This is a genomic window from Nostoc sp. FACHB-888, assembly GCF_014696655.1.
In the GTDB taxonomy this organism is placed as follows: Bacteria; Cyanobacteriota; Cyanobacteriia; order Cyanobacteriales; family Nostocaceae; genus Nostoc.
Genome location: NZ_JACJQM010000008.1, coordinates 42,671 through 63,745 on the forward strand (window position 1 = coordinate 42,671; position 21,075 = coordinate 63,745).

At 41.7% G+C, this 21,075-nt stretch carries 22 protein-coding genes and 3 pseudogenes; 12 read left to right on the forward strand and 13 right to left on the reverse strand.

Going from position 1 to position 21,075, the window contains the following annotated elements:
- Positions 1-70: 70 nt before the first annotated feature.
- A complete protein-coding gene (locus tag H6G26_RS07305) occupies positions 71-418 on the reverse strand; it encodes a hypothetical protein (RefSeq protein WP_190728709.1) in 348 nt (115 codons plus the stop codon).
- A gap of 323 nt (positions 419-741) precedes the next feature.
- On the opposite strand from H6G26_RS07305, the gene H6G26_RS07310 reads away from it, so the two are divergent.
- The gene (locus H6G26_RS07310) at positions 742-1,662 is read left to right on the forward strand and encodes a TIGR01777 family oxidoreductase (protein WP_190728620.1); all 921 of its coding nucleotides are present in this window, start codon (positions 742-744) and stop codon (positions 1,660-1,662) included.
- Positions 1,663-1,746: 84 nt separating this feature from the next.
- On the opposite strand, the gene H6G26_RS07315 is transcribed toward H6G26_RS07310, so the two are convergent.
- The 3 genes from H6G26_RS07315 to H6G26_RS07325 form a co-directional block, all read right to left on the reverse strand.
- On the reverse strand, positions 1,747-1,992 hold the full coding sequence (locus H6G26_RS07315; protein WP_190728621.1) for a hypothetical protein: 246 nt from the start codon (positions 1,990-1,992) through the stop codon (positions 1,747-1,749).
- Positions 1,993-2,127: 135 nt separating this feature from the next.
- Positions 2,128-2,550, reverse strand: a complete 423-nt coding sequence (locus H6G26_RS07320; RefSeq protein ID WP_190728622.1) for a hypothetical protein — start codon at positions 2,548-2,550, stop codon at positions 2,128-2,130.
- 134 nt (positions 2,551-2,684) lie between these two features.
- A complete protein-coding gene (locus H6G26_RS07325) occupies positions 2,685-3,041 on the reverse strand; it encodes an iron-sulfur cluster assembly accessory protein (protein WP_012407303.1) in 357 nt (118 codons plus the stop codon).
- Positions 3,042-3,369: 328 nt separating this feature from the next.
- On the opposite strand from H6G26_RS07325, the gene H6G26_RS07330 reads away from it, so the two are divergent.
- Positions 3,370-5,010: a hypothetical protein gene (locus H6G26_RS07330; RefSeq protein WP_190728623.1), complete on the forward strand. Its 1,641-nt coding sequence runs from the start codon at positions 3,370-3,372 to the stop codon at positions 5,008-5,010.
- A gap of 246 nt (positions 5,011-5,256) precedes the next feature.
- Here the strand turns inward: H6G26_RS07330 and H6G26_RS07335 are convergent, their stop codons facing one another.
- The 3 genes from H6G26_RS07335 to H6G26_RS42405 all read right to left on the reverse strand — a co-directional run bounded on the left by H6G26_RS07335 (position 5,257) and on the right by H6G26_RS42405 (position 6,668).
- Positions 5,257-5,499 (reverse strand): hypothetical protein, encoded by a 243-nt coding sequence (locus tag H6G26_RS07335; RefSeq protein WP_242053624.1) that lies wholly within the window; start codon positions 5,497-5,499, stop codon positions 5,257-5,259.
- A gap of 86 nt (positions 5,500-5,585) precedes the next feature.
- Positions 5,586-5,819 carry a hypothetical protein gene (locus H6G26_RS07340; RefSeq protein ID WP_190728624.1) on the reverse strand — a complete coding sequence of 78 codons (234 nt, stop codon included), beginning with the start codon at positions 5,817-5,819 and terminating at the stop codon, positions 5,586-5,588.
- 84 nt (positions 5,820-5,903) lie between these two features.
- The gene (locus H6G26_RS42405) at positions 5,904-6,668 is read right to left on the reverse strand and encodes a hypothetical protein (RefSeq protein ID WP_242053625.1); all 765 of its coding nucleotides are present in this window, start codon (positions 6,666-6,668) and stop codon (positions 5,904-5,906) included.
- Between the two features lie 254 nt (positions 6,669-6,922).
- Here H6G26_RS42405 and H6G26_RS07350 point away from each other — a divergent pair, with 254 nt between their 5' ends.
- Entirely contained in the window at positions 6,923-8,050 is a 1,128-nt protein-coding gene (locus H6G26_RS07350) for a succinylglutamate desuccinylase/aspartoacylase family protein (protein WP_190728710.1), read from the forward strand.
- Positions 8,051-8,397: 347 nt separating this feature from the next.
- Here the strand turns inward: H6G26_RS07350 and H6G26_RS07355 are convergent.
- The 3 genes and pseudogenes from H6G26_RS07355 to H6G26_RS07365 form a co-directional block, all read right to left on the reverse strand.
- Positions 8,398-8,838: pseudogene (locus H6G26_RS07355) on the reverse strand (DUF4351 domain-containing protein); the annotation flags it as partial.
- Positions 8,839-8,995: 157 nt separating this feature from the next.
- Positions 8,996-9,455: pseudogene (locus tag H6G26_RS07360) on the reverse strand (hypothetical protein); the annotation flags it as partial.
- A 384-nt stretch (positions 9,456-9,839) separates the two neighbouring features.
- Complete coding sequence (locus tag H6G26_RS07365) at positions 9,840-10,922, reverse strand: ATP-dependent 6-phosphofructokinase (protein WP_190728711.1); 1,083 nt, start codon at positions 10,920-10,922, stop codon at positions 9,840-9,842.
- Positions 10,923-11,201: 279 nt separating this feature from the next.
- Between H6G26_RS07365 and era the strand changes: the two genes are divergently transcribed.
- From era to H6G26_RS07380, 3 genes are all read left to right on the forward strand, one after another.
- Entirely contained in the window at positions 11,202-12,176 is a 975-nt protein-coding gene (gene era / locus H6G26_RS07370) for a GTPase Era (protein WP_190728625.1), read from the forward strand.
- Positions 12,177-12,281: 105 nt separating this feature from the next.
- Entirely contained in the window at positions 12,282-12,959 is a 678-nt protein-coding gene (locus H6G26_RS07375) for a response regulator transcription factor (RefSeq protein ID WP_190728626.1), read from the forward strand.
- Between the two features lie 7 nt (positions 12,960-12,966).
- Positions 12,967-13,599 (forward strand): YdeI/OmpD-associated family protein, encoded by a 633-nt coding sequence (locus H6G26_RS07380; RefSeq protein ID WP_190728627.1) that lies wholly within the window; start codon positions 12,967-12,969, stop codon positions 13,597-13,599.
- Positions 13,600-14,386: 787 nt separating this feature from the next.
- Here the strand turns inward: H6G26_RS07380 and H6G26_RS07385 are convergent.
- Positions 14,387-14,488, reverse strand: a pseudogene (locus H6G26_RS07385) (DUF3611 family protein); the annotation flags it as partial.
- 144 nt (positions 14,489-14,632) lie between these two features.
- Here H6G26_RS07385 and H6G26_RS07390 point away from each other — a divergent pair.
- Together H6G26_RS07390 and H6G26_RS07395 are read left to right on the forward strand one after the other, a co-directional pair.
- Positions 14,633-15,106 (forward strand): TspO/MBR family protein, encoded by a 474-nt coding sequence (locus H6G26_RS07390; RefSeq protein WP_190728628.1) that lies wholly within the window; start codon positions 14,633-14,635, stop codon positions 15,104-15,106.
- Between the two features lie 201 nt (positions 15,107-15,307).
- On the forward strand, positions 15,308-15,781 hold the full coding sequence (locus tag H6G26_RS07395) for a TspO/MBR family protein (RefSeq protein ID WP_190728629.1): 474 nt from the start codon (positions 15,308-15,310) through the stop codon (positions 15,779-15,781).
- A 5-nt stretch (positions 15,782-15,786) separates the two neighbouring features.
- Here the strand turns inward: H6G26_RS07395 and H6G26_RS07400 are convergent, their stop codons facing one another.
- Positions 15,787-16,494: a M15 family metallopeptidase gene (locus tag H6G26_RS07400; RefSeq protein WP_190728630.1), complete on the reverse strand. Its 708-nt coding sequence runs from the start codon at positions 16,492-16,494 to the stop codon at positions 15,787-15,789.
- A 59-nt stretch (positions 16,495-16,553) separates the two neighbouring features.
- A complete protein-coding gene (locus H6G26_RS07405; RefSeq protein WP_190728631.1) occupies positions 16,554-16,808 on the reverse strand; it encodes a DUF4926 domain-containing protein in 255 nt (84 codons plus the stop codon).
- Between the two features lie 160 nt (positions 16,809-16,968).
- Between H6G26_RS07405 and H6G26_RS07410 the strand changes: the two genes are divergently transcribed.
- From H6G26_RS07410 to H6G26_RS07425, 4 genes are all read left to right on the forward strand, one after another.
- The gene (locus tag H6G26_RS07410; protein ID WP_190728632.1) at positions 16,969-18,483 is read left to right on the forward strand and encodes an aminotransferase class I/II-fold pyridoxal phosphate-dependent enzyme; all 1,515 of its coding nucleotides are present in this window, start codon (positions 16,969-16,971) and stop codon (positions 18,481-18,483) included.
- Positions 18,484-18,563: 80 nt separating this feature from the next.
- Entirely contained in the window at positions 18,564-19,583 is a 1,020-nt protein-coding gene (locus tag H6G26_RS07415) for an ABC transporter ATP-binding protein (protein ID WP_190728633.1), read from the forward strand.
- Between the two features lie 103 nt (positions 19,584-19,686).
- Positions 19,687-20,574 (forward strand): ABC transporter permease, encoded by an 888-nt coding sequence (locus H6G26_RS07420; protein ID WP_190728712.1) that lies wholly within the window; start codon positions 19,687-19,689, stop codon positions 20,572-20,574.
- 36 nt (positions 20,575-20,610) lie between these two features.
- Positions 20,611-21,006, forward strand: a complete 396-nt coding sequence (locus H6G26_RS07425) for a hypothetical protein (protein ID WP_190728634.1) — start codon at positions 20,611-20,613, stop codon at positions 21,004-21,006.
- The last annotated feature ends 69 nt before the right edge of the window (positions 21,007-21,075 follow it).

Sequence of the window (21,075 nt, forward strand, 5' to 3'; positions counted from 1 at the left end):
TATAACTACCAATAACAGCCTGAGAATCCCACGACTTGAAGGCGTAGGAGTGCCAATTCAATCCCTAAAGCTATCCTGCAATACTTTCGATCAAATGCCAATGGCGACTACTTTCAATAGCCTGCTTGATAACTTCAAACATTTGTCGGCAGTAATTATCTAGTTGAAGTGGTAGTTCTTCATTTTTAATCACAATGCTCATCCGGGTTTCTGTTTCAGTAGATTTTGATTTATCAATCAATACTTCTACTGTGATCAATTTAGGAAAAGGAACATTGCCCGGAACCTCACGAGCGATAATATAATCGCCAGTGTAGTATTGAATATCCAACTGAGAGCCCTGTAGAAGTTCTACAAGTAACGGCAACAGATGGTCACTCTTGACAGAAACGGTAAATGAACAGGTATAGCGAGCCATAATAGCCCCACGCCTTGCAACACTCTGTCCATCGTATAATACCGAAGCATCTAAACGAAAAGTGATTAAACCAATTCGCAATTCGCAATTCGCAATTCGCAATTACGTGTTCTAACGGGGATTTAGACCCCGCCACAACACTTGCGGCTTGATAGAAGCCGGGAACTTAAACCCCTACATTTTGTTAAAGAAGCAAATTTATTGAGTTTTGAAATCAAGCATTACAAGATATCACAATCACATTTGTTTTATCCACAAGCAAAGTACCGTAAGCTGAAAGTTTGATCAAAAACTTTACAATAAAGGTTTGGCTGAGGTAGAAAATGAAAGTCGCCATTACTGGAGCAACAGGATTTGTCGGTAGTCTTTTGGTACAACGACTCCACGCACAAGGTCATAAAATAGTAGTACTAACTCGGAAAACCGCCTTTGCTAAAAAGGTTTTTCCGTCTGAGGCTTTCCCAAATGTAGAAATTGTTGCCAATACACCAAATGCGTCTGGTTCTTGGCAAAGTGTCATCGCAAGTTGTGATGGCGTAGTTAATCTGGCAGGAGAACCCATTGGTGAAGGACGCTGGACACCAGAACGCAAACAAGAAATCCTCAATAGCCGGAAGTTAGGTACACAAAAAATAGTTGAAGCAATAGCCAACGCTAACCCAAAACCAACTGTTTTAATTAATGCTTCGGCTATTGGCTACTACGGCACTAGTGAGACGGCTACCTTTGATGAAACAAGCTTATCTGGCAACGATTTTCTCGCCCAAGTCTGCCAAGCCTGGGAAACAGAAGCGAGAAAGGTAAAAGATGCTGGTGTACGGTTGGTAATTCTGCGTTTTGGGATTGTTCTAGGTAATGGTGGTGCCTTGGGTAAAATGATTCCGCCTTTCAAACTTTTCGCTGGTGGCCCCATTGGCAGTGGTCGGCAGTGGTTCTCATGGATTCATGTAGACGATTTAGTTAGCCTGATTCTGGAAGCTTTAACTAAACCGGAAATAGAAGGCGTATACAATGCCACTGCCCCTAACCCAGTCCGAATGGCAGATTTAAGCCAAGCTTTGGGGCAAGTGATGAATCGCCCTTCTTGGTTGCCTGTTCCTGGTTTTGCGATCGAAGCTCTTTTAGGAGATGGGGCGATGGTAGTTTTAGAAGGTCAGCAAGTCCTTCCGAAGCGCACCGTGCAAACAGGCTTTGAGTACAAACATCCTAATTTACAGTCAGCACTAAGACAAATTCTTGCATAGATTAAAAGGGGGCAGGGGGCAGGGGAAGCAGGGGGAATAATAACCAATGTCCAATGTCCAATGCCCCAGTCCCTAATCCCTTAACTATTGACTAGAGAGAAATTTTCTGGAAACCCAACTGATAATACCGCTAAGAATAGCACCGCCCATGAGGATGCCAATCGCTGGGTTAAACACGGGTTGCCAAAGTTGATGCCACAAATCCAAACCCAGGTTTACTCCTATAGAATCACCGATCGCAGCGATCGCTAACCAGACAAAGCCAAACAAAACCAAAAAAACATCTGCGACTAAAATCGTGTTTAGCCAATTTAACAATTTATCTTTCATCTATCTTTTTGTATAACTGCCTAAAATTTTAGGGCACTGCTAATTAAGTAAGTTAGAAGTGAAGATTCCCTACTAGAATTTAACTCCTCACTCCTAACCGGAGCTTTCGGAGTCTCCGGCTTTGCTCTTAACTTCTCATTCCTCCAACAGCCAATTTCTAACTTTTGTCAAACTCTGCCAATCTGGTTTTCTACTTAAGCCATCTTCAATACTGGTTTTTATTTCATCGCGCCATTCTGGATTGACAAAAATTAGCTGCTGTGCTATATCAATATGTTCTCGTAAACCTTTTTGACCTGTTTCCAGCATTGCTAAGGCGAGATTGACTCTAGCCTGTGGGTCTTGTGGATTTAACTTGACTGCTTTCTGTGCAGCTTTGTAAGCCAAATTGGCTTTGTTATCGAGTAGATATAACCACGCCAAACAGACCCAAGCAGCACTAGTTTTAGGAGCGCGATCGCACACTTCTTTAAACACAGGGATTAAAGAATCTACTGCTTCTCCTGCTTTATAGCGTTCCAAACCTGTATCAAATAAGGATTCAACTGTATTAGTCATTGGTCATTAGTCATTTTTCATTGGTGAGCCAGTGCGGTCTTGGGGGTCTCCCCCATGAGCAACTGGTGAACCCGAAGGGTCATTAGTCATTTGTCTTTCGTTCAATAACAAGGGACAAATGACAAATGACAATATTACACCCCAAATGACTTGCCGCAACCGCAAGTTTGGTTAGCATTGGGGTTAGTGAATTGAAAGCCACCGCCAATCATGGCATCGCTGTAATCGAGCATTAAACCGTAGAGATATAATAAACTCTTGCGATCGCTGACAATTTTGAAGCCATCATAGTCAAAAACTTCATCCTGCGGGGTGATCTTGCTAGTGTCTTCAAAGTCCATCATATAAGACATCCCTGAACATCCACCCTGACGGACTCCTACCCGTAAGCAGAAATCTGTGCCTTGCTTGTCCCGGAGGGATTTTACCTGGTGCAATGCGGCTTCGCTCAACAGAATTCCGCGTTGTTGAGACTGAATTGCTTGTGTCATCTGCTCTTTCAACTCCTTAATTAGTATAAGCTTTACCCTATATCGGCTTATTAATGCCTTTGGGTTGCCCTTGATGTTTTTGTATTCATTCTAGCGGCTTAAATGTCGTTAGATACCAAATTGTAAACACTCCGTCAAAAGCAGCCAAACATTTTTATCCTAGAATTGAGAGACTCAGTGTATTTATAGATTCGGTATTTTTGGAGTTCAAGCGTGGCAGCAGTCACCAGAAGCAACTATCTTTCAGGTGCAGCCATAAAAACTTAATCCGAGGCTAGCTATCCCCCAAAGTCTACTTCCAAATTGCTTCTTTTGATTAACTTATTCTATGACAAGTTTTAATCGCTCTACCAGTCGTCGGTTGAAGAAACTAACTCAAATTCCTTCTGTATGGGAGGGCGATCGCCGTCCGTTGTCATCACCAAACCAGCACTCAGACTCCGAGGAAAAGGGAGAATGCATTCTTTGGGTAGATTACTCCCAAGGTGTGGTTCGAGGAATGGACGTGGTAGCTTCAGATATCGGCCCAGAAGCAATAGTTCGTACTTTAATGCGAGCAATGGAACATCCCCACAGTCCGGCAAGACCTGCCAGACCCCAAAGAATTGTAGTCAAAGACCGCGAGATCCAATTTTATTTGCGGGGGGTGCTGCAAGATTTGGATATTGCCATTGACTACGCACCAGAATTGCCTTTAATTGACGAACTGTTTCGCGGGTTCGCTGACATCCTCGATAGTCAAACCCCCGACTTACCCCCACAGTATGCACAAATCTTACGAGAGAAAGCATTTGCAATTTGGGAAGCAGCACCTTGGGAATTTTTAGAAGAACAGCAAATTTTGTCAATCGAGATAAATAAGTGGGATGTTGGCACACTCTACGCCTCAGTTATGGGAATGCTGGGAATGGAGTATGGGATTTTGTTTTATCGCTCAGAAGAGTCTTTAAAACAGTTTCGCGCCGCCGTTTTAAAAGATGAAGAATCAACGGAGCATCTAGAAGAAGCGTTCCTCAAACAAGATTGCCTATTTATTACCTTTGAGAGTGCTGACGAAACCGATGAAGATGAGGATGAAGAAAATGATTTGGCAGATATGCCATTATCAGAAATTGACCCAACTTTTGGGAATATCCACCCCTTAGAAGGACTACGGTCTGTTTTGTATGACGAAGAAGCATTGGTAATCTTTGTTGCGATCGAAAGCCTGAGTCGCTTTATTCGCGATCACCGTCGCCAGCTTCATGAGGACATTTTTCCTAGCCTCAGCCGTCGTTATCGCATTTCTCTGCCGCAGCCGGAAGAATCAACTAAATCTGTGGCTGTGACAGTCTCTACCATGCCGCAATTAGCAGCAGAATTAGAGGAAATGGCAGGCTTTGATCTCGATGATGAGGACATTGAAGACTTTGGCTCACCAAATTTTCAATCATTGCAAGATGACTTGATACCAGAAGATTCTTTCCTCAGCTTAGGTGTAGTGTCCTGGGAAATGTTGGAGTATCTCCGTAAGGGGACTAGCTACCATAAGGCTGGTGAAATCAAAGAAGTGGGTGATGGTTTACCAGTGATTTTAATTCAAACTTCCCGGCCCAAGGCTAAGGCTGTAATTGAAAGAATTGAAGCAATAGGCGGACTGAGAGCTATTTGCTTTAATCCAGGTGCCGACCCTTTCGATGGCGATCGCTACGACTTGGGTTTATTACAAACTCAAAATGGCGAATTGTTCCTATTCGGTGAATTTCTAGATGAAGATCCTATTCATGTAGAAGCCCGAAAAAAATGGAATCAACGGTGTAAAAATACTAAAGGCTACTGTGGTTTAATCATTGCTAAAGGATTAACCGGAGCCTCCCGTGGCAATCCTCAGTTACGAGATATGATGGCTTTGTTTGAAGCGCGATCGCTTTCGCCTAAAGATTTAGGTCTTGGCACTCTTCAACTGATGCCCCAACTCAAATTTGAATAGTTGCAAAAATTCTCGCAATTTTCAATCTCTAATTGTGGCTATAGAAATCTAGTTTAATTCTTTTGGGATTACTAGAAAGAAGCTGATGATTTAGTAGCTTTTACTAAATCTCAACTTCATTAAGAATTATTATCAAGGAAGGCAGGAGGCAGAGGGCAGTTCTTGCTGGAGGAAAACTGCACTTCGGCTACGCTCAGTGTAAACCTATGTTTCTCCCTCAAATATTCCCATTTAGCTTGGTCGGGGTCAAAATCTGAAGGAGTCGGCTCTGTACTTTCTAACCACTCTTTCAAAATAGGTATAGAGCATTCCACTATTCTTTTTTTGCTTTTCAGGCTGGGACTGAATTTGATTTTCTCTAGAACTTTCCAAGGATGGAACTGGTTGCAAAATAATTACTTCTACCGTCCCTGGAGCAATATTTAGAGGTTCGTGAATAATTAAATTACCGGATTCATCAATTGTGGCGTTGAGCTTATAGGCTTGCATATTGGTTTTCCTCATCTATATATAATTAAATAATATTTCAGGCAATTTCACAGATTATGTTTCTCCTTTAAAGCTTCCCATCGGGCTTAGTCTGGGTCAAAGTCTGGTGGTGTCGGTGGGGCATTTTCAAATAAACCTTCAAATGCTTTGACTTTAGACTTTCTTCTCGGCTTTTCTGGCTGTGACTCAGTAGAAGTTTCCAAGGATGGAACTGGCTGCAAAATAATCACTTCCACTTTTCCAGGAGCAATATTTAGAGGTTCGTCAATAATTAAATGACCTGATTCATCAATTGTGGCGTTTAGCTTGTAAGCTTGCATACTTTTGCTCCTTTTTGTTTCTGGGATAGAATACTGCGTAAATTAAGTCCTAGTTGGGTTTCGTCCCTCAACCCAACCTACATTCTATTTACCAGAATCGATATCTCCTAGAAAATTACCTAGAGATAATTTATTAGTTCTTGAATCAACGATCGCAGTTATAAGTGAATGTCTTGTCGTCACCAACATTACAACATTAAGTCTTAACGCTATAACATTAAGGCTTAACGCTATAACATTAAGGCTTAATGCTACAACCTTAAGGCTTAACCTTATAACATTAAGGCTTAACGCTATAACCTTAAGGCTTAACCTTATAACTTTAATCACCAGTATCATAAAATTAAGGCTTAACGTTACGACATTAAGCCTTAACATTACAACTTTTTGACAAAAGCTTGTGCGATCGCTCTTTAGGGTAGTGCGCTCTGTGCGATCGCAAGCACAGCTTAAATAAAACTTATGATCGGGGGAATATAGCAACTCCCAAGGCAAGTTCAGCACTTCGGCGTTATCAGAAATGATGCCCAGTTCACAGTTATCTAGCCCTTCCCGTGTCGCTTCTTGAAAAAACTCTCTTCCTTTCTCTGTACTGCGAAATACTAGCTCAAATAGCTGTTGTCCCCAATGCTGTAATTTTTGTTCAATTTTTACAGCATTATCAGGAAAAATACCGTAAGGAAACTTTAGATAATCTTCTAAATACCAGCGCAACTCAGCCGCGTTTTCTTCATCGAAGGGTTGCTGGAAGCCGACTTCTGGTGCAAGGCGAGGACTTTTATATCCGCGTTGCCAAGAAAGTTGGATTTTGTCGTCTTGATGAGTTATCCGCAACCAATTCTGCGCCATAGCTACCGCCAACACTAGTTAATGTGATGCTACTTTATCCTAGTCATTCACGCAGAGGTTAGCTGATTACGCAAATGAAATCAGCAAATTCTATTGGGCTAGTACCGCAAGGCGGAAGTCAAAAGTCAAAAAGCTTTTATTTTGGGCTTTTTGGCTGTAATGAAATGGTAGGTTTATTTCCGTTGGTCTATACTAGGCTTTTAATTCAGTACAGATACAGCGATAATTTACTCAAATCATTATTGAGTTGTTTCATGCTGCCAGTTATTGAAAGCATTGTATTACGTCAAATGGCTTCGGGCGATCGCCTCTACTTACAAGTATACAAATTCATCGGCGCTCAACCTGGTAAAAAGGTTTACATTCAATCTAATCTGCACGGTGCAGAAATTGCTGGTAATGCCGTAATTCACCAGCTAATTGAGTTTTTATTAACAATAAATGATACAGATTTAACTGGAGAAATTTGGTTAGTTCCCGTTTGTAACCCAATGGGGACGAATGAACGCGCTCATCATTTTTCCCCTGGACGACACTGCCTTTATGAAGCTAAAGACTGGAATCGCATATTTTGGGATTACGAGAAAGAAGCTGATGATTTAGTAGCTTTTACTAAATCTCAACTTCATATTGATCTAAAGGTCGTCCGACAAAATTATCTAACTATAATTAAGCAACAATTTGCAAAAATTTTAGAAAAAATTAATTCTTCTAGTGGTGTACCCTACACTGAGCTTTTTAGCTACAGGCTACAAAATCTCAGTTTAGATGCAGACTACTTAATTGACTTACATACTTCTACAAATCAAGCTTTAGACTACCTTTATTACTTCCAAAATCGAGAAGAAAGCGCAAAATACTTCCTGCTTGATTTCGGAATTGTACTTGATAAATACGATGGTGATGCTTTTGATGAAGCTTTTATCAAACCTTGGTTAGCGCTAGAAGCTTGTTTTAAAGAGTTGGGTCGAGAAATCAAGTTTGATGTAGAAGCTTGGACACTAGAATTAGGAACAGGAATGCAAATAAACCCTGATTCAGTAGCTAAAGGTGTACGGGGTGTGAAAAACTATTTAGTGCAAAAAGGTGTAGTGCAAATTCCTGATTTCTCATCTGACAAAAAAACTCATAACATGACTTTCGCATCTAGCAGCAACAGGAAAAAATATTATGCGATCGCAGGCGGTATGATTCAATCCAGAATTGAATTAGGTAGCACAGTCAAAGCTGGAGAGAAACTCTATCAAATTCTCAGTTTTAATAAAGAAGGTAAGTTACCTACTGTAATTGATGTCTGTGCTCAACATGATGGATTGGTTTATGATGTCGCAACCAATCAAGCTGTAAATGAAGGCGAGTTTGTATTGGGAATTGTTAGTTAGGGGATAGCAAATATATCAAGTAATTTTAACAATTCGCAATGGGCTACGCCCTGCTACACTAACGCAATTACGTTTTGTGATAGCGTTCGCGGAGCGTCTCGTAGAGAAGCGTTAGAGAGAAACGAGCGTCTGGGGATTTAGACCCCAACACAAAACAAGCTTTGGCATTGGGGTTGTCTGTAATTGATTACTAGACCTCTTCGATATACGCTTCAGGGTAAAAGTTATAGGTGTTAGGGACTTTTTGCAAGAGGTCTAGGGTTTACCGGAGTAGGTGGGGATATGGGCGATTGATCGCGTTTTGGGTTTTGTGGAGGTGCGATCGCTTTCTGAAAATCAATTTAACTTCAACTACTTTGTTGCTGTTCCAACCAAGTTACTAAATCAACCATCTCAGACATTCTTAAGAATGATCGACATAAAGCCTCTAATTGTTCAATGTTCAAACCTTAAACTTTTTGATCAATTGATTCATCAATCTCACCAAAACGTTCTTCTAGCAGAGAGATACATAAAGAAAAAGCTTCTTGTTGTTTACCCTGTTCTTGTCCCTTCTGCAAAATATCTTGATAAATTACTGATTCTTGCATAATATCCTCACTTAACAATTGACGAATCAAAGTTTTGTCAAATCGCAAACCAGCTAAAATTTCTGTATACCCGGCAATATTTTGTTTTGTCTCCCTATCTGAAATTGTAGCCACTTTTTCAGCAACCTGGGACAATAAACTTTGTGGGGAATCAGTACGACTCAGAGTAGCCAGAGGTAATAAATTTGCATTATTTAAGAGGTTGTTTGAAAAGTGGTTGGCTGTGATTTTAGGCACTTATTGATCCCCCCTAACCCCCCTTAAAAAGGGGGGAACCGGAATCAGAGTCCCCCTTTTTAAGGGGGATTTAGGGGGATCTAAAACGTTTTGCTACCAAGATAAGGACTTTTCAAACATCCTCTAAGAATACACTCGAATCTTGCTCCCATATCCGTATGACTTGATAGCGGTGTACTGTCGTATCATCCACATATTCTTGGGTAAAAGCAATTTCATCGCTTGTTTCTTGTAAAAAGATGACCCTTCGTGTTCGCCAGTTCGACGGGACGGAAACCGACACCGTCGACTGGACTCACTATCTGCACAACTGGACATTTATACTGATGCTTTAATCTCACGGAGTAATCTAGCATTCGGAAGGTAATTGCAGGGCTAGACTGTGTTAAAGTCTGAAACTCAATATGCAGAATCCTGTTTTTAGTTTGAATAAAAGTCACAGAATCTGCACGAATTGGTTCCAAGCTTAATTCAGTTTTTAGCACCTTTATATTTGTCGATTCTTCAGCAATTAACCACCGAACAAAATCTGCTGGATATTTTTCTGCCAGCAGCTTACAAACATTATCAAAACTCACAATATTAACAGACCTAATATTATGATTATATTACAGCTATTTTCAAGTAAATAGACTACGCGTTAAAGGCGCAAGGCTTTGCACCCCTACAATAGGGGTGGTTCAAATACATGAAATAGCATTTTTAATTTCCAACACCTGTACAATATCAAACTCTACTAAAGTTTGTACCTTGATAGGCACAGCTATGCTGTGCCTGTACCATTTATCAAAACAATCGGGTCTAAAACCGAACTTCGTCCCGCTACGCTAACGCCTTTGAAGGCGAAAAGTTTTGTCACGGGGTTAAAACCCTGTGATAAAACGTAATTGCGTTAGCGCAGCGTTAGCGACGTAGGAGCGTCATTGCGAATTGCGAATTGCGAATTGCGAATTGGTTTATGTTTAGTCTCCTAAATAAATACCCATACCATGAGCGGTTTTAACTAAAGTACCATTGGGATCGACAGCGCTATAGTGAGCGATCGCTTCGGTAATTGGTACACTTAATACTTGGCGATTTTGCCAAGTCACCATGCGATCGTATTTATCCTCTGCAATTAGATTAACTGCCGCAACACCAAAAGCTGTTGCAACTAATCTGTCTAGTGGTGAAGCAGTTCCACCCCGTTGAATGTGTCCTAAAACTGTGACTCGCGTTTCTACACCAATGTGCTCAATAATTTTATCTGCTAAATATTCGCCAATTCCACCGTATCGAGATTGACCTAAGCGATTTGTAATCGTCACATTTTCCCCATCGTGGGTACGAACCGCTTCGGAAACAATAATTAAACAATAGTTTTTGCCTTTCTCTTGGCGTTCTTTGATTTTGTGGCAAATATGCTCAACTGTATAAGGAATTTCGGGAATTAAAATTACATTTGCTCCCCCTGCAATTCCCGCAGCTATTGCTATGTGTCCTGCATCACGCCCCATGACTTCCAAAATCATGACTCGGCTATGACTTGCGGCAGTAAAATGTAATCTATCTAATGCTTCCGTAGCAATATTAACTGCTGTATCAAAACCAATAGCATGTTCAGTAACGCCAATATCATTATCAATGGTTTTGGGAATACCTACTAGATTAATGCCTCCTTGTTGGGCAAGACGGCGCAAAATTGCCAAACTACCATCACCGCCAATACCAATTAAAGCGTCTAAACCTAGCTCATGATAACCTGCAATGATTTCTTCGGAGCGATCGCATAAACTCCCATCCGCCATTGGAAAAGCAAAAGGGTCGCCTTTATTGGTTGTTCCCAACATTGTGCCACCCGCAGTTAACAGCGAGTCAACTTGATCAACTTCCAGCTTGGTGAATTGTGGGGGACGCGCCATCAATCCTAGAGTAGCTTGACGAATTCCCAGAACCTCCCAGCCGTAAGTATCTACAGCGCAGTTTACTACAGCCCTAATCACAGCATTTAAACCAGAACAATCACCTCCACTGGTAAGAATTCCAATGCGTTTGGGTTCTCCCATCTTTTTTATTGACATTTTGATCCAAATATATTGAGTAGTCGATGAAACTTAAGACATTAGCAGCAGATTAAACCTAAGCAAAAATTCTCCTTGTAAATGCCAAAGTAATTTTATGTTTCTTTTGTATCTAAAAACAAAACAAAGTTATCTCAGCTGTAAAATATAAGTGTAGAGCCAGTAGTAGATTAAACCTCGGCAAAAGCAATCCCTAAAAATGCCAGGGGAATTTTATGCTTGTTTTGTGTCTAAGAAAAAACCGAGTTATCCCAGCTGTAAAATATGAGGGTGGAGCCAAAGGTGACTAGTATTGATAATTACAACTTCTCTTTTTCAGGAGAAGTAGCAATCCCACAGGCTCCTCCTGAATTCAAATCAGGTTTTATCGGCATTGTTGGTCGTCCTAATGTCGGTAAATCTACTTTAATGAATCAATTGGTAGGGCAAAAAATTGCCATAACTTCCCCTGTAGCTCAAACAACACGTAACCGTTTGCGCGGCATTTTAACTACACCAGAAGCGCAATTAATTTTTGTAGATACGCCAGGAATTCATAAGCCCCATCATCAATTGGGGGAAGTATTGGTGCAAAATGCCAAAATTGCCATTGAATCGGTAGATGTAGTGCTATTTGTGGTAGATGGAGCGGTAGCTTGTGGAGCAGGCGATCGCTATATTGCCGAATTGCTGTGTCGCAGCAAAACACCAGTGATTTTGGGCGTTAACAAAATCGACCAACAACCGTCTGATTCTCAGTTTTTAGATGATAGTTACGCTCAGATGGCCCAGTCCCATGAATGGGAAATCGTGAAATTTTCTGCCAAGACCAGTACAGGATTACCGCAACTTCAAGAATTATTAATTGAACATTTAGAAATTGGGCCGTTATACTACCCGCCAGATTTGGTAACTGACCAACCAGAACGCTTTATTATGGGTGAATTAATCCGAGAACAAATTTTATTATTGACTCGTGAAGAAGTACCCCATTCAGTAGCGATCGCTATTGATCTAGTAGAAGAAACTCCCAGCATTACCCGGATACTTGCTACCATCAACGTTGAGCGCGATTCCCAAAAAGGCATACTCATTGGCAAAAGTGGAGCGATGCTCAAAGCAATTGGTAGCGAAGCCCGCGAACAAATCCAAAAGTTAATCTCTGGTAAAGTTTACCTAGAATTATTTGTGAAAGTTCAGCCAAAATGGCGACAGTCGCGGATCAGTTTAGCTGAGTTAGGTTATCGCGTGGAAGAATAATAATTGGTCATTTGTCATTAGTCATTAGTCATTGGCAAGTAAAAAAGCAAAGGACAAAAGATAAATGACAAAGGACAAACGACAAATGACTCTTAATTAATAAAAATGTCTTTAGATATTCGCTATCCCTTAAATTTACCAGCCAATGCTCCGCCGTTGCGGGTGTTAATTGTCGAAGATGATCCGATGATGCAACTGGGATTAGAGCAATCGTTAATGGCTCATCCTCAGTTGGAGATTGTTGGACAAGCAGAAGATGGTTATTTGGGAGTTCAAGCTGCACTGCAACTAAAACCTGATTTGGTGGTTATGGATATTGGGTTGCCGCGATTGGATGGCATTGCAGCGACACAGCAAATTAAGGCGGCGCTGCCAGCAACTCATGTGGTGATGCTGACATCTCATCAAACAGAGACAGAAATTATTGCAGCACTCTCTAGTGGTGCAGATGCATATTGCATCAAAGGTGCAAGTGTAGAACGATTGTTAAGTGCGATCGCAGCCGCAGTTGATGGTGCAGCCTATCTCGATCCTCAAATTGCGCGGCGAGTAATTGATAATCTCAAACCGCCCTCACCCACCACCAACAACGCCAATTTATCTGGGCGCGAGTTAGAAGTGTTGAAACTGATGGTAGACGGCTTGAGTAACCCAGAAATTGCCGAAAAACTTTATCTTAGTCCCAACACCATCAAAACTCACGTCCGAGGGATTATGAATAAATTAGCAGTAGACGATCGCGTGCAAGCAGCAGTTGTAGCGCTGCGTTCTGGGTTGGTTTAGAAAACAAATGCCGCAAAATCCAGAAACAAACCTCAACAAAAGTAACATTACTGGTGTATCCAAACTTAATAATGAATTCCCCACTTTCTGCCCTCAAAGCCGCGAAGAATGGCGGAGATGGTTAGATAAAAACCATCGCACTTATCTTGGCGTATGGCTTATCTACTACAAAGTAAAAAGTGGTAAGCCAAGTGTTCGATATAGCGAAGCGGTACAAGAAGCCTTATGCTTTGGTTGGATTGATAGTAAAGTCAAATCCTTAGATGAAGAACGTTATATGCAAATATTTACACCTCGAAAACCGAAAAGCGTATGGTCAAAATTAAATAAACAATATATTGAAGAACTTATAGAACAAGGCTTGATGATTACAGTTGGTTTAGAAAAAATTGAAGCTGCAAAACAAGATGGCTCATGGAAGACTTTAGATGCGATCGAAGCATTGATTATTCCCTCAGATTTAAAGCAGGCATTAGAAGCAAACACAACTGCTAAAGAGTATTTTGAGGCATTTAATAACTCATCCAAAAAGAATATTCTTTTTTGGATTGAGGGTGCAAAACGTCCAGAGACAAGGTTGAAGAGAATTGAACAAACCGTTAACTCAGCAGCAGTCAACAAAAACCCATTGATACGATAACAAACTCTATGTGATTCTTTAGAGAACGTATCTTTTGACGCGTAGGCATAGCCAGTCGTAGACATCGCTCTTTGACGTAAACAATATGAGTAAAGATTTCAATCCAGTTTATAATAAGTAAAGGCGTACTTGAGTACGCCTTTATAGTAGATTCATTTTTTGTCAAGATGTTTGAAAAATAGTCTAATTCAATGCATTTTGGTTAAAAGAGTTTGAGAGTTGATTAGGGTCTAGGTTAGTAGGAAATAACAAAATTTCCTTACCTTCTAAGTTTGCCTTCTGGTGAAGCAAAATTGCCTTTTCCAAAGAACAATATTTAATTGGAACCCATCTGTCGCTATAAAAGTAGACAGTTACTCGGCTCATTGCATACTCTTTCAACGGCAGTGGAAGAGACCAGGACGAATCCATAGTTTGAACCTTACCTGTTGAGTCCATGCTTTGAACCTCAGTTATTAAGTATATATACTTTCCCTCATTAGAATGATTTAAAGTAACTATCATAAGTAATAAGAAACTGCCTTGAAACTGAATCTATAGGTAAAATTAGAAGAATTACAATTAACCTAAAGACATGGAATAAGTCAGTCTAAAGTTATCATTTTTGGGTTAAAGGCTCACGGGGTTTAAAGACTCGTCAACGAGTATCTGAGTTGGATGAACGAGTCTTTGAACCTCGTTCACGAGTATTAAAAACTCATCAGCAAAATTTTGATACTCATTGGGATTTACTCATCAGTCAGAATTCACCACTCAGCATAAGCTTTTTAAATTTTGCATAGCGGTACTAGTGTTGATGCACTCGCAGCAACCATAACGAAGCGATAGTACCCACAAAATGAGCAGCAATCCCGTTGATGTTTGCCACAGCCACAAAAACATCCAGCGCCCAATGCCCATAATTTAAAATCCTGCCAAACGATGTGAAGGTTTCAAACTCAAGGATGATGAGTAATTAGCAACTAAATTGACAAAATCACACTATAAAGAGTGATATTAAGCGATAGATAGCGCTTGTAAAGGAATAACGGCCATGATTAAATCTTGGATGGTGATTGGGGCTGTGGCTTTCTTAGTTGCCTTAGCGGCTAACTTGATTACGCCTAGCGATCGCCAATGGTTCAAGCGCTTACAACGGCCGAGATGGCTAACTTTTGAGGGTGCGATTCCAATTATCTGGACTGTAATATTTATTTGCGGTGCTTGGTCAGCTTATATTGTCTGGGAAAAAGATCCAGGAAGCACCCCAACCTGGTTAATCATGGGTTTATACTTGCTTTTAGAAATTGTAACCATTGCCTATACACCTGTAATGTTTAGGCTTCGCAGCCTGAAAGTCGGTACAATTCTTGGTGGTACAGGTTTTATCATTAGTATTTTATTGATACTTGCAGTCTTAAGCATTTCTGGCTGGGCTGCACTATTACTAGTTCCTTATTTGCTGTGGAGTCCCATTGGTACTTATACCACTTGGAAGATGATCAGTCTCAATCCTCAAGATGCCTAGTACCGCAGGGCGGAAGTCAGCCCCTTTGGGGAAGTCAAAAGTATTATGGAATTGCTTTTTGTATCTGGGTTTTGTGAATCCATCGGTCACAATTCTTTTTAGATTGGTCTAAGATTCGCACCAGGGAATGATTAAACATATAGCCTAAATTGTCAAACTTGCAGTATATGACTTGACAAAATACGCAAGCGAGAGTGCATTATGATTCCATCTTGGATAATAATTGGGGCTGTAACTTTCTTTGTCGCCCTTGGTAGTTTCTTCATCACACCGCGTGATGTTAAATGGTTTGCAAATTTAAGTCGCCCGCGTTGGCTAGTTTTTGAGCCGTTGATTCCAGTCATCTGGACTGTAATTTTTATTTGCGGTGCAGCTTCAGCTTATGTTGTCTGGGAAAAAAACCCAGGAGGCATAGTTACTTGGCTACTAATGGCTTTGTACCTCTTGGTGGAAATTATCACCGTTGCCTATATACCTTCAATGTTGAGGTTTCGCAGCCTCAAAGTTGGGGAAGTTCTTGGGCTAATCGGTTTGATTTCAGGCGTTGTCCTCGCAATCTGCGTTTTGCCGATTTCTCTAATGGCAGCGCTGTTACTCCTTCCTTATCTAGTTTGGACTCCTATTGGTACTTACACTACCGACGAGTTAAAAGAGTTGAATCCTCAAGATGCATAAGGCATCTATGTAAGACGCCCATAACGTGCTGTGACAGGATTGGCTGGATTAGATTGATTATTCAGCCAAGCCCACATTTGATCGCCAATAGAAAAATGCCACCACTCTCTAGGATTGCGTTGAAAACCGACTTTTAACATTACATCTTGCAATAGCTGACGGTGAGCATGATACTCTTGGGCTTCTGGGCGATCGCTATTGGCATAATAATCTGGGTGCGATCGCTCTGACATTTCATCAATTGGCGAACCCATATTTACTATTTGCCCTGCATCATCTACCAGCGTCACATCCACTGCTGCACCTGTACTGTGAGGAGGCGGAGTTTTTTCATCCAAACTTGGTACAGCCCAAATTGCATAAACTGCTTCCCAAATTTCTTGGCGTTGGTTTGGGGATAATTCCCCATCAGTTAATTCCCTATCTTGCATTGCTTGGGCGAAGCTGTAATCTACCATAAACTGCTGAACTGCGATCGGGCGATAAGCATCAAAAATTTGAATACGCCAGTTGCGATGCAACAGTTGAAGATAATTTTGCGCTTGGATCAAATTTTCAATGACGCTTTGGCGGAGATAATAGGGAGAGCGATCGCCATAGGGCGCACCTAATTTTTCATAAGGATGGGGAGATTCTACCGCAAACAATTCTAGAGGAATCTCCACCAGGGGTTCACTACACTCGAAAATTGGGATTTGATGATAGGGCCTCATCTAGTCAGCCATGCAGGACTTACGGATTTTAACGCAAGCATAGCATTGTGTCTAAAAATTTAGGCAATTGCCAAATCATAATGTAAAACTAAGATTTCATCTGCTCTCAAAGTCGCCATTGCATATTCAGAGCCTTGGGTATCAGCAAACTCGACTAAATAATGATATTCTTCTTGCTCATAGACTTCTACAATTGTTCCAACTTGCCCACTGGGTAAGCTTTCGATAGAAGTATAATCTTCCACTAGTTGTAATCTCTCAATGGGAATAGGCTTGAGTGTGGCAATAGTATCCAAAAGTTTAACTTTTTTCATTTAACTTCAGAAATGCAGTAATCAAACGTGGATAAACATTATTAGCGGTAGTTTCCCAGATTGTCCGCAGCCTGATTTCTTCTGTATTAGGTAGTATCCAATCTACCTTAAACTGTTGATAAAATTAACGGTTTGCTTTTTTTAATTACGAATTATTTTAATGCTCAATCAAAACCAAACACCTTTATTAAATGCCTTAAAAGCCAATACAGCAAGACCCCATGCGCCTTTTTACACCCCAGGACATAAACAAGGTGAAGGAATTTCTCAACCCTTGGCTGATTTACTTGGTAAAGCTGTCTTTCGCGCTGATTTAACCGAATTAGCAGATTTAGATAATCTATTTGCGCCCCAAGGCGTTATTCAAGAAGCACAACAACTAGCAGCAGCAGCTTTTGGCGCTTCACAAACATGGTTCCTTGTCAATGGTTCTACCTGTGGGATTGAAGCAGCAATTCTCGCTACCTGCGGCACAGGCGATAAAATCATTCTGCCTCGCAATGTACATTCATCTGTGATCGCAGGTTTAATTCTCTCCGGTGCAATACCAATTTTTCTCAATCCTGAATACGATCCAGTTTTAGATATTGCCCATAGCATCACGCCCAACGCCGTAGAATCTGCACTCCAACAACATCCAGACGCTAAAGCAGTGTTGACAGTTTACCCAACATATTACGGTGTTTGTGGAGATTTGAGTGCGATCGCCAATATTACACATCAATACAATATCCCTCTACTTGTAGATGAGGCACACGGCGCACACTTTGCCTTTCATCCAGAATTACCCACTCCAGCTTTAGCCGCAGGTGCTGATTTAACTGTACAATCCATCCACAAAGTACTTGGTGCAATGACACAGGCATCAATGCTGCACATCCAAGGTAACAGGATAGATTGCGATCGCATCAGTAAAGCTTTGCAACTTGTGCAGTCTACCAGTCCTAGTTATTTACTTTTAGCTTCTTTAGATGCAGCGCGTCAGCAAATGGCACTCCACGGAAAAATGCTGATGTCTCGCACTTTGCAACTAGCTGATGAAGCTAGAACAAAAATCAGTCAAATTCCTGAATTATCTGTCTTACAAATTCCTAGCCCCCCTTATCAAGGGGGGTTGGGGGGATCTTCTATAGGTGGGTTAAGAGGATCTCCTGGCTTTGTAGCTTTAGACGAAACCCGTCTAACTGTAACTGTTTCTGGTTTAGGCTTAACCGGATTTGAGGCAGAGGAAATTCTCGATGAAAAATTTGCTGTCACTGCTGAATTCGCCTCACTGCAACATCTCACCTTTATCATTAGTTTGGGCAACACCTTAGCCGATATTGAGCAACTGGTACAAAGTTTTACCACTCTTGCCAACGAATATTGCCGAACCAACTTGACTGTTACAAATCCTAATGAGCAAAATATTTTAAGTACACAGGCTCATGCTTTACATTTTTCTCCCCGTGAAGCCTTTTTTGCCGTCAGTGAAATATTACCTTTAGCACAGACAAGCGATCGCATCTGTGCTGAAATCGTCTGTCCATATCCCCCAGGAATTCCTGTATTAATGCCCGGAGAAGTCATCACCAAACCCGTCCTTAACTATCTGCAACAAATCCAGGCGATGGGAGGATTTATTAGCGGTTGCAATGACACAAGCTTCAAAAGTTTGAAAGTGCTGAAAATTTAATTTTTGTCCTCCCAAGACTCTTCACCTTCTACAATAAAGATAGACTTTATTGAGATTTGTATAGTTGGGGATAAGCTGTCATGGCTCCCGCCGTTTTCATTCAAAATTTGCAAAAACGTTACGGTACAGTGGTTGCCGTCCAAGATGTTTCCTTTCAGGTAGAACCAGGAGAAATTTTTGGTTTACTTGGCCCCAACGGTGCTGGGAAAACTACTACCTTGCGTGCCTTGTGTACACTCACCACGCCCGATGCTGGCAAAATCGAAGTATCTGGCATCTCTGTGTTAGATAATCCGAGGGTGGCAAGACAACGACTAGGCTATGTAGCCCAGGAAGTAGCTATAGATAAGGTGTTGACTGGAAAAGAATTGCTGCAACTGCAAGCTGCACTTTATCACCTCCCAGGCGCAGTAGCCAAAGAGCGCATTGAGACTGTATTAGATTTACTTGGTTTGCAAGAATACGCCAATAAAAAGACAGGAACCTATTCCGGCGGTTTACGCAAGCGCCTAGACTTGGCTGCTGGGCTACTCCATTCACCGGATGTTTTAGTCTTAGATGAGCCAACAGTAGGGCTTGACATAGAAACCCGTTTTGTGGTGTGGGATTTCCTGAGAAAATTACGCGCCTCTGGGACGACGGTAGTAATTACCAGCCATTACTTAGAAGAGGTTGACGCTTTAGCCGATCGCGTGGCAATTATAGATCGCGGCGTTGTAATTGCTGCTGGGACACCTTCACAATTGAAAGATCAAGTAGGGGGCGATCGCATCACTTTGCGAATCCGCGAGTTTTCCCCGATTGAGGAAGCCGAAAAAGCTAAAAACCTCTTGCAACCTTTGCCGTTTGTGCAAGAAGTGATCATCAACAGCGCTCAAGGTAATTCCCTCAATTTAGTAGTGACACCTCAGAACGATGTTCTGATCAACATACAGCAAGCGCTGAATACTGCTGGCTTACCCATATTTGGCATAGCCCAATCTCGCCCCAGCCTCGATGATGTTTACCTCGCCGCTACAGGACGCACACTGATGGATGCAGAATTAGCAGCCGTTGCCACTCGCGATCCTAAAGCTGAGAAAAAGCAGAATATGAGATAAGGCATAGCGAATGGGGTATTGGGCATTGGGCATGGAGATATTTACCACTCCCAATTCCCGATTCCCCACTCCCCACTCTCCACTCCCCATTCCCAAATTATTTATGAGCGTTACTCCTAAATCTGATATAAATTGGCAGCCGTTAGCATCGCCACAAGCAGATGCTAATCCTGCACCTAACTTTTTCGGTGAATTGGTACAAGAGACGCTGGCTTTAACTCGTCGCTTGTTTATTCAATTGCAACGTCGTCCCTCCACATTGGTTGCCGGGATTATTCAGCCGGTAATGTGGTTGGTGCTATTTGGTGCTTTATTTCAAAATGCACCCAAGGGATTGTTCGGCAGTACGACAAATTACGGACAATTTTTGGCTGCTGGAGTAATTGTGTTTACAGCCTTTGCTGGGGCGCTGAATGCTGGATTGCCCGTAATGTTTGATCGCGAGTTCGGCTTTTTGAATCGTTTGCTGGTAGCACCGTTAGCATCACGGTTTTCCATTGTCTTTGCTTCAGCAATCTTTATCATCAGCCAAAGTTTGCTGCAAGCAGCTGTAATTGTTGCAGCAGCAGCGTTTATTGGGGCTGGGCTACCGGATGCAACGGGTTTATGTGCGATCGCTCTAATTGTCTTCCTCTTAGCTTTGGGTGTAACAGCCATCTCTCTTGGTTTGGCTTTCGCTCTACCCGGACACATTGAATTGATTGCAGTGATTTTCGTCACTAATCTACCATTATTGTTTGCTAGTACTGCTTTGGCTCCTTTATCCTTCATGCCTGGGTGGTTGCAGGTTGTAGCTACCCTAAATCCTCTCAGCTATGCGATCGAACCCATTCGCTATCTATATCTCCACAGTAGTTGGGAACTAGGTAGCGTAGTCATGCAAGCTCCTTGGGGTGATGTTACCTTCGGGGGAGCGTTGCTGGTATTGTTTGGCTTTGCCGTTGTCGCCTTACTGAGTATTCAACCCCAACTACGGCGAACTCTTGCTTAAAGAGATAAAATAGAGCAATTTTAGGGTCAAAATCCCATGAAAAAACCATTTTTACAAATTCCTAGACTTTTTGTAGCTACCGTGGCAGGGATTAGCTTTGCTTCCTTGCTCATAGCTCAACCCAGTTCGGCTCAAGTCAGCCCAACGGATGCTTTTCCCAGTAATAGTACAACAGACCAAAATACTGATCCCTTCTCCCGTTCAAACTCAGACAATTTCAATATGTTTGACTTGATTCATCGGGCGAATTTTGGGACTTTCAACTGGAATTCTGATCAACAAAACGAACAACTAGACTCAGCCGCAGCAGCCTTTAAAGCCAGGCAACAAAAGCTAATTGAAGGTCAACAACAGCAAGCAACTCCCAGTTCGCCGTTGGTCATACCACAATCAGTTACACCACCATTAGTTACACCAGCATCAGGTAACTGAATTTCAATAAAGAACCCCAAGCCTTAGAGGGCTTGGGGTTAAAGCTAGGCTCTTAAAAAATCCTTAGTT

Bases quoted from the DNA above. Each gene is read 5' to 3' on its own strand.
- H6G26_RS07405 (WP_190728631.1), bottom strand. From the start codon at position 16,808: ATGAAAAAAGTTAAACTTTTGGATACTATTGCCACACTCAAGCCTATT.
- H6G26_RS07325 (WP_012407303.1), bottom strand. From the start codon at position 3,041: ATGACACAAGCAATTCAGTCTCAACAACGCGGAATTCTGTTGAGCGAA.
- H6G26_RS07340 (WP_190728624.1), bottom strand. From the start codon at position 5,819: ATGCAAGCTTACAAGCTAAACGCCACAATTGATGAATCAGGTCATTTA.
- H6G26_RS07415 (WP_190728633.1), top strand. From the start codon at position 18,564: ATGGCTCCCGCCGTTTTCATTCAAAATTTGCAAAAACGTTACGGTACA.
- H6G26_RS42405 (WP_242053625.1), bottom strand. From the start codon at position 6,668: ATGGCGCAGAATTGGTTGCGGATAACTCATCAAGACGACAAAATCCAA.
- H6G26_RS07320 (WP_190728622.1), bottom strand. From the start codon at position 2,550: ATGACTAATACAGTTGAATCCTTATTTGATACAGGTTTGGAACGCTAT.
- H6G26_RS07315 (WP_190728621.1), bottom strand. From the start codon at position 1,992: ATGAAAGATAAATTGTTAAATTGGCTAAACACGATTTTAGTCGCAGAT.
- H6G26_RS07380 (WP_190728627.1), top strand. From the start codon at position 12,967: ATGCCGCAAAATCCAGAAACAAACCTCAACAAAAGTAACATTACTGGT.
- H6G26_RS07395 (WP_190728629.1), top strand. From the start codon at position 15,308: ATGATTCCATCTTGGATAATAATTGGGGCTGTAACTTTCTTTGTCGCC.
- H6G26_RS07330 (WP_190728623.1), top strand. From the start codon at position 3,370: ATGACAAGTTTTAATCGCTCTACCAGTCGTCGGTTGAAGAAACTAACT.
- H6G26_RS07365 (WP_190728711.1), bottom strand. From the start codon at position 10,922: ATGGGAGAACCCAAACGCATTGGAATTCTTACCAGTGGAGGTGATTGT.
- H6G26_RS07305 (WP_190728709.1), bottom strand. From the start codon at position 418: ATGGCTCGCTATACCTGTTCATTTACCGTTTCTGTCAAGAGTGACCAT.
- H6G26_RS07425 (WP_190728634.1), top strand. From the start codon at position 20,611: ATGAAAAAACCATTTTTACAAATTCCTAGACTTTTTGTAGCTACCGTG.
- H6G26_RS07375 (WP_190728626.1), top strand. From the start codon at position 12,282: ATGTCTTTAGATATTCGCTATCCCTTAAATTTACCAGCCAATGCTCCG.
- H6G26_RS07400 (WP_190728630.1), bottom strand. From the start codon at position 16,494: ATGAGGCCCTATCATCAAATCCCAATTTTCGAGTGTAGTGAACCCCTG.
- H6G26_RS07350 (WP_190728710.1), top strand. From the start codon at position 6,923: ATGCTGCCAGTTATTGAAAGCATTGTATTACGTCAAATGGCTTCGGGC.
- H6G26_RS07390 (WP_190728628.1), top strand. From the start codon at position 14,633: ATGATTAAATCTTGGATGGTGATTGGGGCTGTGGCTTTCTTAGTTGCC.
- H6G26_RS07335 (WP_242053624.1), bottom strand. From the start codon at position 5,499: ATGCAAGCCTATAAGCTCAACGCCACAATTGATGAATCCGGTAATTTA.
- H6G26_RS07410 (WP_190728632.1), top strand. From the start codon at position 16,969: ATGCTCAATCAAAACCAAACACCTTTATTAAATGCCTTAAAAGCCAAT.
- H6G26_RS07310 (WP_190728620.1), top strand. From the start codon at position 742: ATGAAAGTCGCCATTACTGGAGCAACAGGATTTGTCGGTAGTCTTTTG.
- H6G26_RS07420 (WP_190728712.1), top strand. From the start codon at position 19,687: ATGAGCGTTACTCCTAAATCTGATATAAATTGGCAGCCGTTAGCATCG.
- era (WP_190728625.1), top strand. From the start codon at position 11,202: ATGAGGGTGGAGCCAAAGGTGACTAGTATTGATAATTACAACTTCTCT.